The organism is Ferruginibacter sp. HRS2-29, assembly GCF_024343615.1.
Classification (GTDB): Bacteria; Bacteroidota; Bacteroidia; order Chitinophagales; family Chitinophagaceae; genus Ferruginibacter.
In genome coordinates this window covers 1-16,228 of record NZ_RJUB01000018.1, presented here as the reverse complement: position 1 = coordinate 16,228, position 16,228 = coordinate 1, and the positions used below count along the sequence as shown (strand labels likewise).

Sequence of the window (16,228 nt, the reverse complement as noted above, 5' to 3'; positions counted from 1 at the left end):
CTCTTAAAATCAAAAAAACTTTCAAAAAACTCCAAAAGATTAAACTAAACTCCTATCTTTGCAGCCCAAAAAAAGAATTAAATGGCAAATCACTCAGCTACTAAAAAAGATACACGCCAGGCGGCAAAACGTAACGAACGCAACCGTTATTATGGTAAGACTACCCGTAACGCTATCCGCGATATCAAAGCATTAGACGAAACTAAAGCTGCTACAGAAAAATTACCTTCTGTAAACGCTATGATCGATAAATTAGCAAAACGTGGAACTATCCACAAAAATAAAGCTGCTAACCTGAAGAGCAAGCTCGCTAAAAGGATCAACGCGTTAGCTAAGTAATTACTATAGTATTATCCCTAAATATTTCCGAAGCCCGTCAAATAAACATTGATGGGCTTTGTTGTTGATAACTTAATACCTGTAAAAGCATCTTTAGGATAGCTTTGCAGGTCTGAAAAACAAACACTTGATTGTATGCTCAAAATATACACGCTCCTTATTAGCGCTATCCTTCTCTCCCACGTTACCAAAGCACAGGGAACCGAAAGCTTCACAAATGCTCCGGCAACCGGCTCTACCTACACTGCCATCACCTGGACAGGCGACAATGGCCTTACCTGGAATGCGGTGGGCCGTACAGATGGCGGCGGAAATATCACCGGCTTTACCGGCACACATATCATCATGCGCAATACTACCGGTATCGTATCGTGCGATAATATTCCCAACGGCATCGGCACCATCAGCTTTAAATACGCCCTGGCCAATACCGGCTCCGCAACCTTTGGAGTATTCATCAACAATACCCAATACGGCACTACGGTAACAGCCACCTCCAATGCTTCTACCGATTACTCACTTCCGATAAACGTTTCCGGAACTTTTAAATTAGAAATAAGGCAATTGAGCGCAGCCAATACCAATCGCCTGGGAATAGATGATATCAGCTGGACAGGCAACGGGGTTCCTTGTACCGAACCTACAGCACAACCGGAAGATCTCAACCTGAGCATTACCCCCACAACTATTTCAGGTGATTTTACCCCGGTAACTCCTGCTGCGGATGCATATTTTGTAGTTCGTTCACTCGCACCTACACTCAGTGCCAATCCCGTTGACGGAGTAAGTTACACTGCCGGACAAGCATTCGGAGGCGGTACGGTAGTAGGTTATGTAACGGCAGCCAACTTCAACGATGTCAACCTTACAGCGAGCACCACGTATTATTATTACATTTTTGCTGTGAATAACGACTGCGGCGCAGGAAACAATTATGTCAATACCAATCCGCTTACCGGTGTAGCCACTACATCCCCATTGGCGGCATGTACCACACCGCCTTCGGCACCTCCATCGACCCCAATTTCAAACTCAACCTCCAATACCAGTATTTCGGTAAACTTTACACCCGCATCGGGAGCAAACAGCTACCTGGTTGTATATACTATAGGAACCAACCTGAACGCGACACCTGTAAATGGTACAGTATACACTCCAGGACAAACATTTGGAAATGGTATTGTTGCCAGCGTTGGCGCAAATACATCGTTTGCAGTGTATGGCCTCACGCAGAATACAATTTATTATTTTTATTATTTTTCAGCGAATACGGAATGCTCCGGGCAACCATTTTACAATACTGTTCCAATGTTCAATGCGGATACAACTTCCAATAATTCAACAGGTATACCGGCAGGATTCTATAACAGCGCAGCGAGCCTGAGTTGCCAGCCACTTAAAACTGCATTGAAAACTATCAGCGGAAATGGTTATGTAAATATAAGCTATGATGGTGTGTACCAGGCATACCAGTTTACCGATATCCACCGCAATGATGCAAATACAGCCAACATTATCTGGGATATCTATTCAGACAACCCTACCGGTGCGGAAGCATACACTTATACTTTTGGTACCAATGCCTGCGGCCAATACGACAGCGAAGGCGATTGTTACAACCGTGAACACTCCACTCCAAAATCATGGTTTAACGATGCTTCTCCGATGTTCTCGGATATACAACATCTTTATCCAACCGATGGCTGGGTAAATGGCAAACGCAGCAATTTTCCATATGGAGAAGTGACCAATGCCAGCTTTACTTCTACCAATGGTAGCAAGCTCGGCACCGGTAACAACTTCGGTTATACCGGTACCGTGTTTGAACCTATTAACGCTTATAAAGGTGATCTTGCACGCACCAGCTTGTACATGGCTACACGTTATGAAGATGAGATCATCAGCCAGAACTGGTCGGGCAATACCGAAGCTTCCCCGCTTTTCCTTAGCACCAGCGACGAACCGGATGTGGCAAAAAGGAGATTACAGATCTATGATCTATGGTACCTCAAGCTCGTTTTCAAATGGATCAACCAGGACCCGGTAAGCCAGAAAGAGATCGACCGCAACAACGCGATCTATTACCAATCAGGCCAGCACAACAGGAACCCGTATGTAGATCATCCGGAATATGCAGCATTGGTATTTCAGTGCACAGGCGTGGTACCTGTTACCATCACCGACTTTACGGCAGTAAAAAATAATGAGACCGCCTTGCTGAAATGGTATGCTACCTACGAAACCAATTTCCGTAAATACGAAGTGGAACGCAGCACCGATGGTATCGCTTTCAACAAGATAGGCGAAGTAGCGGGGCAAAACCTTGCCAACTATTCCTTTACCGATAACAACCTGCCTTCTACAGCTTCCGCTTACTACCGCCTTAAAATGATCGACATCGACGGCAGCTTCCAGTACAGCAGGATAGCAGCGGTGAAGCTCAACAATAACCTCTCTAATGCGCTTGTATACCCCAACCCTACCGTAGGTAATCTTACCATCAAGCTGATGCAGACACTTGCTGCAAGAAGCACGCTGGTAGTAACCGATATCTCCGGCCGTGTAGTGATGCAGCGGTCAGTTGCCGTAGGCGACATCAATATTCCGCTGGATGTAAAAGGATTGGCATCAGGAAGGTATTTTATTAAGATATCCAACAACTCACAGGTGATCAATGAATCATTTGTAGTGATAAAATAAGTTTCAAACAAAGGCGCAAAGGATAAAGCCCCCGACAGCGGTTCACAACCCTGTCGGGGGTTTTAATTTTTGCCTAATTTTAATTTATGAAGCAACTACTCCTGTTTATCCCATACACTCTTCTCTGTTTTTATTCCCATGCCCAGCAAACCGTTTTCGAACAATCCTACGGCACCCAAACCGCCACCTACCAGCAGGCCATTCAATGGTACTACCACCTGGCAAAGCAACACCGCGAAATAAAAATAGCCGCATGGGGCTCCGGCGATGCCGGCAAACCCCTGCACCTGGTATTGTTAAGTGCCGATCAAAAATTTGATCCCAAAACCTGGCACCGGCAAAAAAAAGCAGTGATCCTCATCAACAACGGCATACACCCCGGCGAACCCGATGGCATCGATGCCAGCATGATGCTGGTGAGGGATATTGTAAATAAAAAAATAACGCTGCCGCAAAATGTAACCCTGGCTTTCATTCCCGTATACAATATCGGCGGCTGCCTCAACCGCAATACCTACACACGTGCCAACCAGAACGGCCCCGCAGAATACGGCTTCCGCGGCAACTCACAAAACCTCGACCTCAACCGCGATTTCACCAAGACCGACAGTAAAGAAGCCGCTACATTCGCCCGCATCTTTCATTACCTCGATCCCGAAATACTCATCGACAACCATGTGAGCGATGGTGCCGATTACCAGCACACGATGACGCTCATCTCCACCCAATACGACAAACTCGGTCCCACACTCGGCGGATGGCTGCGCAATACATTTGAGCCGGCCATCTACAAAGGCATGGCCGATAAAAAATGGGAACTTATTCCCTATGTGGATTTTGAATTTACCGACTTCAGCAAAGGCATGAAGATGTTTTACGATCCGCCGAGGTATTCTTCGGGATATGCGGCACTTTTTCAAACACTCTCTTTCATGCCCGAAACCCACATGCTGAAACCCTATAAAGAAAGAGTGCAGTCAACGTACGATCTCATGGTAACCTTTATACAACAGGCATCCCTCCACGCCACGGAATTATTGGATGCCCGTACAAAGGCCAGGAATGAACTGAAAGCACAAACTATATTTCCATTGAAATGGAAAGCCGATACCAGTACTTTCCGCCAGGTCATTTTCAAAGGTTATGAACGCGACAGTTCACTAAGCGAAGCCACAGGGCTGATGAAAATGTTTTACAGCCACAGCAAACCCTATACCCGGGAGATAAAATATTTCGATCATTTTACCGGCATGGATTCCATAAATGCACCCACCACTTTCATCATCCCGCAGGGATGGCATGAAGTGATTGAGCGCCTGAAAAATAACGGCGTGGAAATGAGTTACGTACAGCAGCCGGCCACGTATGAGGTTTCTTCTTACCATATCGACAGCTACAAATCGATGGCATTCCCTTACGAGAAGCATCACCGGAATTACAACGTGAAAGCAACCGTACTGCCAAAGAAACCTGTACAGTTCCAGCCCGGCGATGTGATCATCCGGCTCGATCAGCCGGCCAGGCGTTACCTTATGGAAATGCTCACCCCCACCGGCGACGATTCGTTCTTTGCCTGGAACTTCTTCGATGCTATCTTACAGCAAAAAGAGGGTTACAGCGATTACCGCTGGGAAGATATTGCCGCCCAGGTGTTGAAAAACGATTCATTGCTTCAGCAGAAGCTGGCCGAAAAGAAAGCGGCCGACCCCGCTTTCGCAAAAGACAGCGAAGCCATACTGGATTTCATCTACCGCAATTCTCCGTATTACGAAAAAGCACATTTGCAATACCCGGTGTATTGGATAGAATAAATCTATAACTGCACAAATATTTTGTGCAGTTATACAACTGCACATTTTTTCTGCACAAATAATATTGTGCAGAAAAAATAAAAAATAGCTTCTGATCACAAACTGCACAAAATTATCTGTGCACAAAAAATAAAAATTGCTTTTTTTTCAAAACTGCACAAAAGAATAAATTTCCGTAAGCAATGTTTAGACGTTATAAGACATCGCGGTACACGTTTATCATAACGGGGATGAAAAATAGAGCGGGGATGCGGCCGACTTGCTGAAAGCGAATACGAAATAACTTTACCGGCCGCTACCGCCGAATAAGTATATATTTAGGGCCGGTACAGAAAAAAGATCTGCGCTGTTGTGCCTCTTATGAAAACATATATAAAATTTATGGTCAGCCGGCGGTGCAAGATGCTCGTACAGGAAGAGTTTTCGGCATTGGGGTTACATCCCCTGTCGGTTGAACTCGGCGTTGTAGAAACCACCGAAAAAATAACGAAGCAGCAACTCAAGGAACTGAACAAAAACCTGAAACGTTCCGGCCTTGAAATACTCGATTCAAGAGCAAGCATCCTGCTGGAGAAGATAAAGAATGTAATAGTGGATATGGTGCATTATTCAGATGAATCACCCGTGAAGGATTATTCAGCCCATTTAAGTAAAACGCTTCATTACGACTATACCTACCTTTCCAACTTCTTCTCGCATACCCATGGAATGACCATACAACATTTCATCATTACCCATAAGATAGAAAGGGCAAAAGAACTCATCATGTATGACGAACTTACCCTCACGCAGATAGCTTACCTGCTGCAATACGGGAGTGTACAGCATTTGTCTACGCAGTTTAAAAAGGTTACCGGGCTTACTCCTTCATTTTTTAAAACCCTGAAAAAAAAGCACCGTATAGAATTGGAAAACCTGTAACGGATATAATATAATAACGACGATATACAACTGTTCCCGGTAAAAAGGATTCAACTTTGAGACTTAAACCAATAAGTCCAAAAATGAAAACCAGAACTCTACTCCTGATTGCAGGCTTCGCCTGTATTTTTTCAAACCATGTTATTGCACAAGCCCCGGTCTTAGGATCGGCAGAAGGCTTTGTATTATTTACCGGCACCGGCGCCATTACCAATACAGGTATTTCGCACATTACCGGTAATGTAGGGACCAATAGTGGCGCTATTACCGACTTTGGTAATGTAAACGGTGTGATGCATACCACCGATGCTGCCACGCTCTTATGCAAAGCCGACCTGCAACTAGCCTATGAACAGATCAATTCAGCCGTTCAAACAAATGTGCATGCCCCTGCCCTGGGCAACGAGACTTTAAATGCCGGCGTATACGACATCAGCGGCAATACCACCCTAAGCAACGACCTCACGCTTGATGCACAAAACAATCCGGACGCGGTATTTATTTTCCGTATGTCTGCACCCTTTTCGGCCACTGCATCATCCCGCATCATTCTTATCAATGGCGCACTCGCCTGCCGGGTGTTCTGGAAGGTGGAAGGCGCAGTAAATATTGCTTCGCTTGCCACTATACGCGGTACTATCATCGCCAATAATGGCGCCATCGACCTCGCTTCCGGCGTTACACTTGATGGAAGGGCCCTCTCCACTACAGGTGCAATTACACTTAACAATACTATGGCAAAGGTCCCGTCGGGATGCTCGGGTGTAGTACTTGCGGGGCCAATGGCACCCTTCCTGGCCAGCACGGCCTGTTACGTACTTTTTTCCGGTAACGGGGCAATGACCAATGCCGGAACGAGCTTTGCCACCGGCGATATCGGCACCAATGTAGGCATCACAGGCGGGTTCGCCCCCCTCAACGTAACTGGCAAGATCCATCCCATTCCCGATGTATCTACTGCTCAATGTGCTTCCGACCTGCTGACGGTATACAATTACCTTAATTTATTGCCACACGATATCGAATTGTTGTTCCCGGCCCAATTTGGCAACGACCTGGTACTTACTCCACATACCTACCTGCTCAATGCTGCAACGTCGTTCAATGGCAACCTTTATCTCAATGCAGAACAAAATACCGATGCGATTTTTGTTATAAAAATAAACGGCGCCTTATCAACGGGCACTTTTTCTTCCGTTATACTCATGAATGGCGCACAGGCCAAAAATGTATATTGGAAAGTTGATGGCGCCACCACCATCAATGATTTTTCCGTTTTTAAAGGCACGCTTATATCTAATAATGCAGCTATCAGCATCAACACCGGTGTTAACCTGCAGGGCCGTGCCCTTACTACCAACGGAGCATTCAGCACAGCAGCCATCAATGCTAATATTCCAGGGCTTGCAGCCTGCAGCCTGCTCCCGTTGAGGCTGCTGAAGTTTACCGGGAACAGGCAAGGGTATGATGCGTTGCTGAATTGGAAAACCTCCGGTGAAAGCAATACTTCCGCTTTTGATATTGAGCAAAGCACCGATGGCACAAACTTTAATATCGCCGGTACAGTAACCGCCGCGGGATCTTCATCGGGAGAAAAGGATTATGCTTTCAGGGTGAAAAATATCGGCCTTTCCAATGACATTCTTTTTTATAGGTTGAATATGAAGGACAATGACGCCAGGAGTTCGTATTCCAATGTGGTAAAGGTCGTTTTCCCTGGAAAAACAAGTCTGCAGGTTTCGCCAAACCCTGTATCCCAAACCATTACGCTTTCAATCGCCAGCAAGAAAGCCGAAACGGCCTATATCCAGATGATAGATGTTGCAGGCAGGGTCGTTTTTTCTACCAATAAAAAGCTATTGGCCGGCACCAACAGCCTGCAGGAAAATGTACAGTCGTTCGCGCCGGGATTATATACTATTAAAATAACAGCAACACAGGCATTTGAAAACCAGCAGTTCATAAAAAATTAGGCTGGATATAAGATCATTTTTAGAATAAAGGGGGCCTGCGGGCCCTCTTTGTTATCGGGCAGGCTGCCGCCTGAAATCTGTTGCCCCGCCTTTAAATCAGGATTAATTGTTGTTTTTAAGCAAAAAAACATTACTTTTGCCCCCCGTTTAAAATGAACGGGAATAACAATTTTTTTTATAAACAAAAACAGGTAAAATGAGCAACTACGAATTGATGGTGATTTTTACCCCGGTGTTATCTGAAGAGGAATATAAAGCCGCTCAGAAAAAATACGAAGCCCTTGTTACAGACAATGGTGGAGAAGTAGTAAACACCAAACCATGGGGATTGAAATCACTGGCCTATCCGGTAGCCAAAAAGACCACTGGTCTTTATTGGGTAATGGAGTATTCTGCGCCAACCAGCTTCAATGAAAAGTTGAAAATTCAACTTTTGCGTGACGAATCAGCTATGCGTCACATGTTCACTGTACTCGATAAATACGCCGTCGAGTATAATGCTAAAAAGAGAAGTGGTGTAAAAAATTCAGAACCACAAAAAGCGGAAGCATAAGTCATGGCAAAAGCAAACGAGATAAAATATCTTACAGCGATCAAAGCTGAAAAGCGTCCAAAGAAATATTGCCGCTTTAAGAAAATGGGTATCCGCTACATCGATTATAAAGATGGCGATTTCCTGAAAAAATTCCTGAACGAACAAGGTAAATTGTTGCCTCGCCGTATCACTGGTAACTCTCTGAAGTTCCAGCGCAAAGTGAGTGAAGCAGTGAAGAAAGCCCGTCAAATGGCTATCCTACCTTACGTAACGGATCTGATGAAATAGAATGAATGCGGCTTCGACAAGCTCAGCCTGACAGCAGGGAGAGTTTAAAACGTTGAGGCTGTCATTATGGAATTGCTAACGGGTTTCCCTCTGTCATCCTGAGCTTGTCGAAGGATAATCTAGAATAACAATTTTTCAAACCACCCTAACCTTTTAGTAGGGAAAGCCCTGAGCTTGTCGAAGGGTTGGGTAAAAATGCAAAACAATGCAGGTAATATTAATACAAGATGTAAACAACCTTGGCGGTGCCAATGAACTGGTAACAGTAAAGAACGGTTACGGTCGTAACTTTCTGATCCCTTCTAAATTTGCTGTAGAAGCAAGTCCCAGCAACCTGAAAATGCTGCAGGAAAAGCTGAAACAACAGGCTAAGAAAGAAGCTAAATTGCTGGCTGAAATCAACAGCGTAATCGCGGTGTTGACAGAAGGTACCATCAAATTGGGCGCTAAAACCGGTACAAGCGGTAAGATCTTCGGTAGCGTAACTTCAGTACAGGTAGCACGTGCTATCCGTGAGCAGAAAGGCTACGAAATCGATCGCCGTCGTATCACCATCATCGATGAAATCAAAGAATTGGGTAATTACAAGGCTAAGATCGACTTTGGAAACGGTAACGAAACCGAAGTTGACCTGGAAGTAATTGCTGAATAAGCTACTCAAAAGCAATTAATTAGGGCCCCGGAGTTTACTTCGGGGCTTTTTGATGCCCCCAAACCTGACCGAATATTTAACAATTTTTCATCATTTATGGGGTTATCTCAAATAAAATATTACATTTGTAAGGCTTTAATGATTTTAGTTTCTCAAAGTTTAGCTGATGGTACGTTCAATAAATCGTTTTCAGTTCATTGTAGTCAACTAAAGCATTATGGTTTTTATTTAATTATTTAAAAGTTTTTTACAATGAACATTTACGTAGGAAATCTTAGCTGGTCAATGACTGACGAAGATTTAAGCAGCCTTTTCACCCAGTACGGCAGCGTATCAAGTGCAAAGATTTTGAAAGACAAAATGAACGGCCGCAGCAAAGGTTTCGGTTTTGTTGAAATGGAAGACGATGAAGCAGCAAAAACTGCTATCGCTAACCTGAACGAAACTGAAGTACAGGGTCGCAAATTGATCGTGAACGAATCACAACCTCGCCCTGAAGGTGAAGGCTACAAAAAACGCAGCGGCGGTGGCGGTGGTTACGGCGGCGGCGGTGGCTACAACAAGAAACCAGGTGGCTACGGTGGTGGCGGCGGTCGCTCAGGCGGCAGCGGCGGTTACGGTGGTGGCGGCAACCGCGGTGGCGGTGGTGGCTACGACAGGGGTTATTAATCAATTAATACATCTCTTCATAAAAGATCCCTTGCTTTCAACAGCAGGGGATTTTTGTTTTTTGGAACCACAGAGAAAAGAGAACACAGAGTTTCACAGAGTTTTTCACATGGCAGCACATGGAAAAATGCACCTGCGGTGCGTTTGTTTTAACCACAAAGCCACAAAGAGCACAAAGATTTACAGGCGGCATTTTCCTTGGTGATACTTTGTGTTCTTTGTGGCTTTGTGGTTTACCTCCGTATTCCTCTGTGAAAAAATTCTGTACCACTCTGTGGGTCTAAGAACTCGCCGCAGGCGCAGTTCAATTATACTTATCTTTATAAAGATGGAAAAACAAACCACCAGCTTCCGGTCTTTTATCTCCAGCTTCTTCGGCAGCGTGGTTCCGTCTTTCCAATTATTACGCCGCAACGATCCTTTGCGGCTTGCCGGCGCCACGGCTTTCTTTACCACTTTTGCATTGCCGCCGATCGTTTTTTTACTGGCGCGCCTCTTCGGTTTTTTCTTTACGCCAAAGCTCATCGGCAGCGGGTTGCTCGAGCACCTTTCCAACAACTTCGGCCCCGAAGGCGCCCAGCAGGTACGCCAGGTCATCCGAAGCATCCGCGGCTTCAGCGACAGCTGGTATGTGGTCATCTTCGGCAGCCTGTTCTTATTTTTTGTGGCCACTACCCTTTTCCTGGTCATCAAAAATTCCATTCATCAGTTATGGGAGTTTAAGCCCAAAGAAGGTGTACACTTTATAGCCGATATACTCAGCCGCCTCAAATCTTTCGCCGTGATACTGCTCGTAGGGCTTTTGTTCCTGGCCAACCTCCTGCTCAAAAGCATCGAATCTTTCAGCGGCTCTTTCTTCGAAAGCCTTATGAGCGGCAGCAGCTTTTATTTCAAACTTATCTTCAGCGAAGTGAGTTCCATCGTCATCGTATCTGCCTGGTTCGTGATCTTATTTCGGTTCATCACCGATGCCCGTCCCCACTGGAAAGCCACCATCGTTGGCGGCATCCTCACCGGCATCTTATTTTCCATCGGGCGGTATATACTGCGTTACTTACTGGTGCAGGGAAATGTTGGGCAGCTGTATGGAACCTCCGGATCATTTGTACTGGTATTGCTCTTCGTTTTTTACACTTCGTTTATTCTCTACTATGGAGCAGCATTTGTGGCGGAATATTCCAAACAAAAAGGCTGGAAGCTCGATTGGAATAAGCCCCAATCAAAAGTAAATTCATAAGCTTCCTGTTCCAGCTGCCCCTCCAGCCGGAAGGAGGAGCACTACAGACATTTATTATAAAAAATCTTTTAGCGATATAACAAAGAAGACTATCATTGCACATGGAAAAAATATTGGCAGCCTTAAGCATCCTGCTGATCATGGCTGTTTTTATAACCCTTATAAAAAAGGATTTCTGGATCTTTAAGATACTCGAATATCCGCGGTTGCAAAAGCTGGTCATTGTGTGCATCGCCACCGCCGCCTGGATCTTTTACTGGCCAGCCACTAACCTGTTTTACCAGGTCATTATCGCCTTACTTTTTATTTCCATCATTTACCTGCTGGTAAAAATATGGCCCTATACCGGCCTGTACAAAATAGAAATGTTGAAGGTGGCCGGCAAACACAAAGAAAATGAATTGAAGATCTTTGCCGCCAATGTTTTGCAGGATAACCAGGAGTACGAAAGATTGCTGGCGCAGATAGAACAGATGGATCCTGATATTATATTCCTGCTCGAAACCAATAAAGCCTGGGAAGAGAATTCCTCCCGCCTCAAAAAATCATACCCTTATCACTTGCTCGAGCCCCTCGAAAATACCTACGGGCTGCTGTTGTACAGCCGTTTTCAACTGGAGAATGCACGCGTCAATTACCTGGTAAAAAACGATGTCCCTTCTATAGAGGGACTGGTGGTATTGCCTTCCGGCAAAAAGGTACAGTTATGGGGATTGCACCCCGAGCCACCGGTGCCTGGTGAAAGCCTGTATGCTACCGCCAAGGATAAGGAGTTGATGAAAGTGGCGCTGCTGGCCCGCGACTGTACCCTGCCCTGCATCGTGATGGGCGACCTCAACGATGTGGCCTGGAGCCATACCACCGAGCTATTTCGCAAAACAAGCCGCATGCTCGACCCACGCCGCGGCAGGGGCTTTTACAACACCTTTTCTTCCAGACACTTCTTTGTGCGCTTTCCATTGGATTATATTTTCTGCTCAAAAGAATTCGGGCTTATCAGCATGAAAAAAATGCCTGAGAATGGTTCCGATCATTTTGCCATGTTCATACATCTTGCCCTGGCAGAGGAAATGAAGCAGGTGCACGATGCACCCGATGCCGATGCTAAAGAAATATCGGAAGCAAAAGAAACCGCTACGCAACCTGTAGATAATGCAGAATAAGATCGCTTCGTTTCATAAAATACCGGTGTGTAAATGCCGCAGAAAAAACACATCTCCACAAGCCTTCCGCCTTATAAAATAAATAACCCCGGGAATCTCCCGGGGTTATACAAAGTAAACATAGACCATACTTACAGGGTTTTAATTTTCGTAACTAAATTACCGGGTAAGTCTTTTGCCTCAAAGCTGATCGCCGTACCGGCGATGGCGCTGTTGGCTACTGTGCTTACATACATCCAGTGAAGGCCGTTGGGCAACAGGCTCGCGGTGCCTTCTTCAATCACCGCACCACTGGCAGCTTTGATGATCACTTTTACCGAAGCCACTTTGAAGTCGTCGGTCACCATGGCGAGCAGTGTACCGCCTACCTGGCCGTTGTAACCGTTGTGGTCGATATCGCCGATCACCGGTGCTTTGAAGAAGTCTACCACCGCCCGGTTGAAAGCGCTCAGCCCTTTACCGGCTTTGAGTTTGTAGGCCATCTTGAGGGCGATGTCCGTCATGGCAGCTTTAGCATATGCTGCAGCATGGCTGAAGTTGTCAACAATCGTTTGTTGGGCTGCGCTCCTTGCCTTGGTTTGTTTGGGGCGCTTTGCCAGGATGGTTTCACCATTCCATTGTCTGAATACTACCTGTTTGTAGGTACCTGAAAGGCCTTCGGTAGCGAAATTGTCTCTGCTTTTCATTTTGTTTAAATTTAAAGATGAGAGATTTGTTATCGCTGGTATGATGGTGGAAGGTTGAAGATGTAATAAGGGAGGGGTGTTAAATATGGGTTAAGGCTTATAAGGGCAAAATGTATAATCTTAATATACTGAATTAATCTTCTTCTTTACTTTCATCCATTAGAACATTAGAAAAGATGATAGTATCCTTTTTGATTTCTAATTTTTCTTTATGCTCAATTGTTTTCTGTCGCTCTGCCTCAATTTTATCTAACATAGCCACTATTTTTTTTGCTTTTGAATACTCAAATGGAATTTCTAAGTCTCCTACTGTATCTGTATTTAGTGTATTTCCTTTTGTAGCTCTATTAGTATTGTAATCTAATTTAGGCAGTATATAATATAAATATTTTTTTATGATCTCATCATGCACTATTAACCCCGCGATTGCTTCATTAGTATATAGTGGCTTCTTGGTTATAGCAACTTTGCCAATGGAAAGCTTAAAACTGAAAAGTAAAGTTCCTACAGGTAATAATTTCCCTTTGCGTTCAGCGATATTAGTAATTTTTTCTTGTGAATTTGAAATAAACATATCATCTCCCAAATCTTTAATTGATACCCAAATATTTTTACCTCCGAACCAAAATGAATCATCATCTCTCGGTGGTGTAAATCCAATTATTATTTTTTTATCTTGTACCAGTTCACGTAATGGAATTGTTACCTCTTGTTTATTACGCTTGACATAATTATTCATGGATAAGCGATATTCATTTTTCTGAATTGCTTTTAAGTCAACAAAAAATGATTTATTAGTAACTTTCTTTTCTTTCCATATCTGACGAAGTAAAACTAAATCATCAGCCTCTATTTTCCTTCTCCCTTTTTTGCTACTAGTTTTTTTAAATCCATCTTCTTCAACATCAAAGAACCAAACTTTTTTTGTTTTTTCTCCTTTATTGAATATAACTATACTAGTGGGTTGACCGGTATAAGGTTTGAAAACAGAACTATGTAATCTAATCACAGCTTCGACATTTGCTTCCTCAATTAATAATTTACGTATTCGTGTATGTTCTTTACTTGATTCAAATAACACACCTTCAGGTACCACCATTGCACATCTTCCATCATTATTTAAACTATCATAAATGTGTTTAATGAATATAATATTAGCATCAGCGGTATCAAAACCATAGTAACTGCTATAATCAGTTTTCTGAGAAAACGCATAATTGGTTAATACAACATCATATTTCCCTTTAACCGGAAATTCTAAAGAATCTTTTTGCTCTATATTATTATGTCCATCTCCAATTATAATCATATTCATCTTAGCAATACGGGAAGTAGTAGAAATTTCTCGACCAAACACTGTATTATTCTCCAATGTTTCTAGATTTTCTGGTGTATGCTTGCATTTATTTTTTATATTTTTAAATGCTTCAATTAAGAATCCACCTGTACCGCAGCAAGGGTCGTAAACAGTTTCATTAAATTTTAAATCCAATAATTCAACCATCAACTTAACTATATGTCTCGGACTAAAATATTCACCCAAATCATTACCTACGCTAATTGAGTTTTTTAAAAAATATTCAAATGCATCTCCTTTAATATCAGAATTCGTATCTAACAAATTCCCGATTTTAGAAATACTAGCTACTATTTTTTTTAGATTGTCTGCTTTATTAATTAATAATCTCTTATTAAATATATCACTTGTATGATTGTATTCTTGATCAAATCTGGGAAGTACAATCTTATTTATATAGGTTTGAAGTTCCTGAGAAGGTTTATTGCTATAAGTTTCCCAACAGTAAATTTTATCTAATCGTCTTGCTTCACCTTTTTCTTCTCTTTGGTCTTCTATATCACTTATAAGTTTTAGGAATAACAAATTCGAAAACTCGGTAAAACGTTCGCGCCCTTCACTTAATCCATCTTTTCTTAAGATATCATTTGCTTCCTGAAATATCCTTATGAGTTCTATCTTTGAATGGACAACTTTCTTCTCGCTGAATATTTTACTGCCACCATCAGAAAACAATCTTAGCTTTTTTTCTGAAAGAAATTCTGTTACTATCTCAGAATTATAATATAGATAATCATTATCTTCTGTATGATATGCCTGAATAAATAAACCATCAGTAATAAATACAATTTTAACTCCTAAGGGAGTTGCATATTTTTTTATTGTTTCGTTTAATGTCGTCTGTAGGGTTTTTCCTTGTCTTTTAGCCTCAATTATTGCAAGCGGTTTTTTATCAGATGAATACAAAACATAATCAGGCCTATTACCTTTAAATTTTTTATTTTCAGAAACTGTTCTCGCACGCTCCGTATAACAATTACAATCCGGGCTGTCCTCATCGATATTCCAAGAAAGGTTTGTTAGCCAATTATTTATCTTAATTCTAGTAGAACTCTCTAACGGATTTGTAAACTTTTTCATGAGGCCCTAAATCTTTATACGCTTATTAAAAACTATCAATTACTAGCAAAGATAAATAAAAGGTGGTTAGTGTTTTTAAACTTCCTTGATGTTGTATTTTGAATTCTAAATTTATTTAATTTTAAACAACACCGAATCAAAAAAATACTTCAACGTTATCCCCCGCTCAATACAAAACTTATTGATCGTATACAAACTCGTTCCTCTTCCTCTTTCATTCTTATTATAGTCCTGGGGATTTCTTCCTGAATTATCAGCTAGTGCTTGCTGGCTCAAACCGCTTTGCTCACGAAGTTCTTTCAACCTTGCGGCAACAGCCAGTTTAAATTTAATATCTACTTTGTCGAGTTTAGCGGGCATAAGTAAACCTAAAGAAATTTTTAAAATAAAGCATAAGACATATGTCTTAGTTGCGATAATAATTAGTATATTTAATTATTAATCATTCTTCAACTTTTCACCCAATGACAACACTCCCCGCCCACATCGCCGAGCACTACTACTCCCTCCACCAACCCAATCCTGATACCGCTGCCGATGCCGCCGCCGTTATCGATGGCTTTGTAAACGAATACACCGCCGAAGAAGCCGGCCGCGAGCTGTGGCTGCTCTTCAGCGGCGCCCTCACCAGCGAGCACCTGCCGTACAGCGATATAGCGCAGGAGCGGAAGTGCATGCTGCATTTTTATGAGTATGTGAAGGCGTTGCTGGAGGCTACTTATGCGTTGCAGCCAATTAAAACTCAAAATGCCTGATTTTTTTTCCACGGTCAGCCTGAATAAACCCGCCACTGTCAGCCTGAGCTTGTCGAAGGCGG

The 16,228-nt window shown here is 43.1% G+C and carries 15 protein-coding genes; 11 read left to right on the top strand and 4 right to left on the bottom strand.

Going from position 1 to position 16,228, the window contains the following annotated elements; all coding sequences use genetic code 11:
* Positions 1-81: 81 nt before the first annotated feature.
* From rpsT to EGI32_RS08220, 11 genes are all read left to right on the top strand, one after another.
* Entirely contained in the window at positions 82-339 is a 258-nt protein-coding gene (rpsT, locus tag EGI32_RS08270; RefSeq protein WP_255154920.1) for a 30S ribosomal protein S20, read from the top strand.
* A gap of 135 nt (positions 340-474) precedes the next feature.
* Positions 475-3,039 carry an endonuclease gene (locus EGI32_RS08265; RefSeq protein ID WP_255154919.1) on the top strand — a complete coding sequence of 855 codons (2,565 nt, stop codon included), beginning with the start codon at positions 475-477 and terminating at the stop codon, positions 3,037-3,039.
* 86 nt (positions 3,040-3,125) lie between these two features.
* Complete coding sequence (locus tag EGI32_RS08260) at positions 3,126-4,850, top strand: M14 family metallopeptidase (protein ID WP_255154918.1); 1,725 nt, start codon at positions 3,126-3,128, stop codon at positions 4,848-4,850.
* A gap of 381 nt (positions 4,851-5,231) precedes the next feature.
* The gene (locus EGI32_RS08255; protein ID WP_255154917.1) at positions 5,232-5,771 is read left to right on the top strand and encodes an AraC family transcriptional regulator; all 540 of its coding nucleotides are present in this window, start codon (positions 5,232-5,234) and stop codon (positions 5,769-5,771) included.
* An 83-nt stretch (positions 5,772-5,854) separates the two neighbouring features.
* Entirely contained in the window at positions 5,855-7,744 is a 1,890-nt protein-coding gene (locus tag EGI32_RS08250; RefSeq protein ID WP_255154916.1) for an ice-binding family protein, read from the top strand.
* A 196-nt stretch (positions 7,745-7,940) separates the two neighbouring features.
* Positions 7,941-8,297 (top strand): 30S ribosomal protein S6, encoded by a 357-nt coding sequence (gene rpsF / locus EGI32_RS08245; RefSeq protein WP_255154915.1) that lies wholly within the window; start codon positions 7,941-7,943, stop codon positions 8,295-8,297.
* A gap of 3 nt (positions 8,298-8,300) precedes the next feature.
* The gene (gene rpsR, locus EGI32_RS08240; RefSeq protein ID WP_255154914.1) at positions 8,301-8,567 is read left to right on the top strand and encodes a 30S ribosomal protein S18; all 267 of its coding nucleotides are present in this window, start codon (positions 8,301-8,303) and stop codon (positions 8,565-8,567) included.
* A gap of 205 nt (positions 8,568-8,772) precedes the next feature.
* The gene (rplI, locus tag EGI32_RS08235; protein ID WP_255154913.1) at positions 8,773-9,219 is read left to right on the top strand and encodes a 50S ribosomal protein L9; all 447 of its coding nucleotides are present in this window, start codon (positions 8,773-8,775) and stop codon (positions 9,217-9,219) included.
* A 252-nt stretch (positions 9,220-9,471) separates the two neighbouring features.
* Positions 9,472-9,888: an RNA-binding protein gene (locus EGI32_RS08230; RefSeq protein ID WP_255154912.1), complete on the top strand. Its 417-nt coding sequence runs from the start codon at positions 9,472-9,474 to the stop codon at positions 9,886-9,888.
* 328 nt (positions 9,889-10,216) lie between these two features.
* Complete coding sequence (locus EGI32_RS08225) at positions 10,217-11,125, top strand: YihY/virulence factor BrkB family protein (RefSeq protein WP_255154911.1); 909 nt, start codon at positions 10,217-10,219, stop codon at positions 11,123-11,125.
* A gap of 101 nt (positions 11,126-11,226) precedes the next feature.
* Complete coding sequence (locus tag EGI32_RS08220) at positions 11,227-12,288, top strand: endonuclease/exonuclease/phosphatase family protein (RefSeq protein WP_255154910.1); 1,062 nt, start codon at positions 11,227-11,229, stop codon at positions 12,286-12,288.
* Positions 12,289-12,419: 131 nt separating this feature from the next.
* Here EGI32_RS08220 and EGI32_RS08215 read toward each other — a convergent pair whose 3' ends face one another.
* From EGI32_RS08215 to EGI32_RS08200, 4 genes are all read right to left on the bottom strand, one after another.
* A complete protein-coding gene (locus EGI32_RS08215) occupies positions 12,420-12,974 on the bottom strand; it encodes a hypothetical protein (protein ID WP_255154909.1) in 555 nt (184 codons plus the stop codon).
* Between the two features lie 133 nt (positions 12,975-13,107).
* Entirely contained in the window at positions 13,108-15,411 is a 2,304-nt protein-coding gene (locus tag EGI32_RS08210; protein WP_255154908.1) for an N-6 DNA methylase, read from the bottom strand.
* Positions 15,412-15,522: 111 nt separating this feature from the next.
* Entirely contained in the window at positions 15,523-15,771 is a 249-nt protein-coding gene (locus EGI32_RS08205) for a helix-turn-helix domain-containing protein (RefSeq protein WP_255154907.1), read from the bottom strand.
* 89 nt (positions 15,772-15,860) lie between these two features.
* The coding region (locus tag EGI32_RS08200; protein WP_255154906.1) for a hypothetical protein at positions 15,861-16,228 on the bottom strand (368 nt) is incomplete at its 5' end.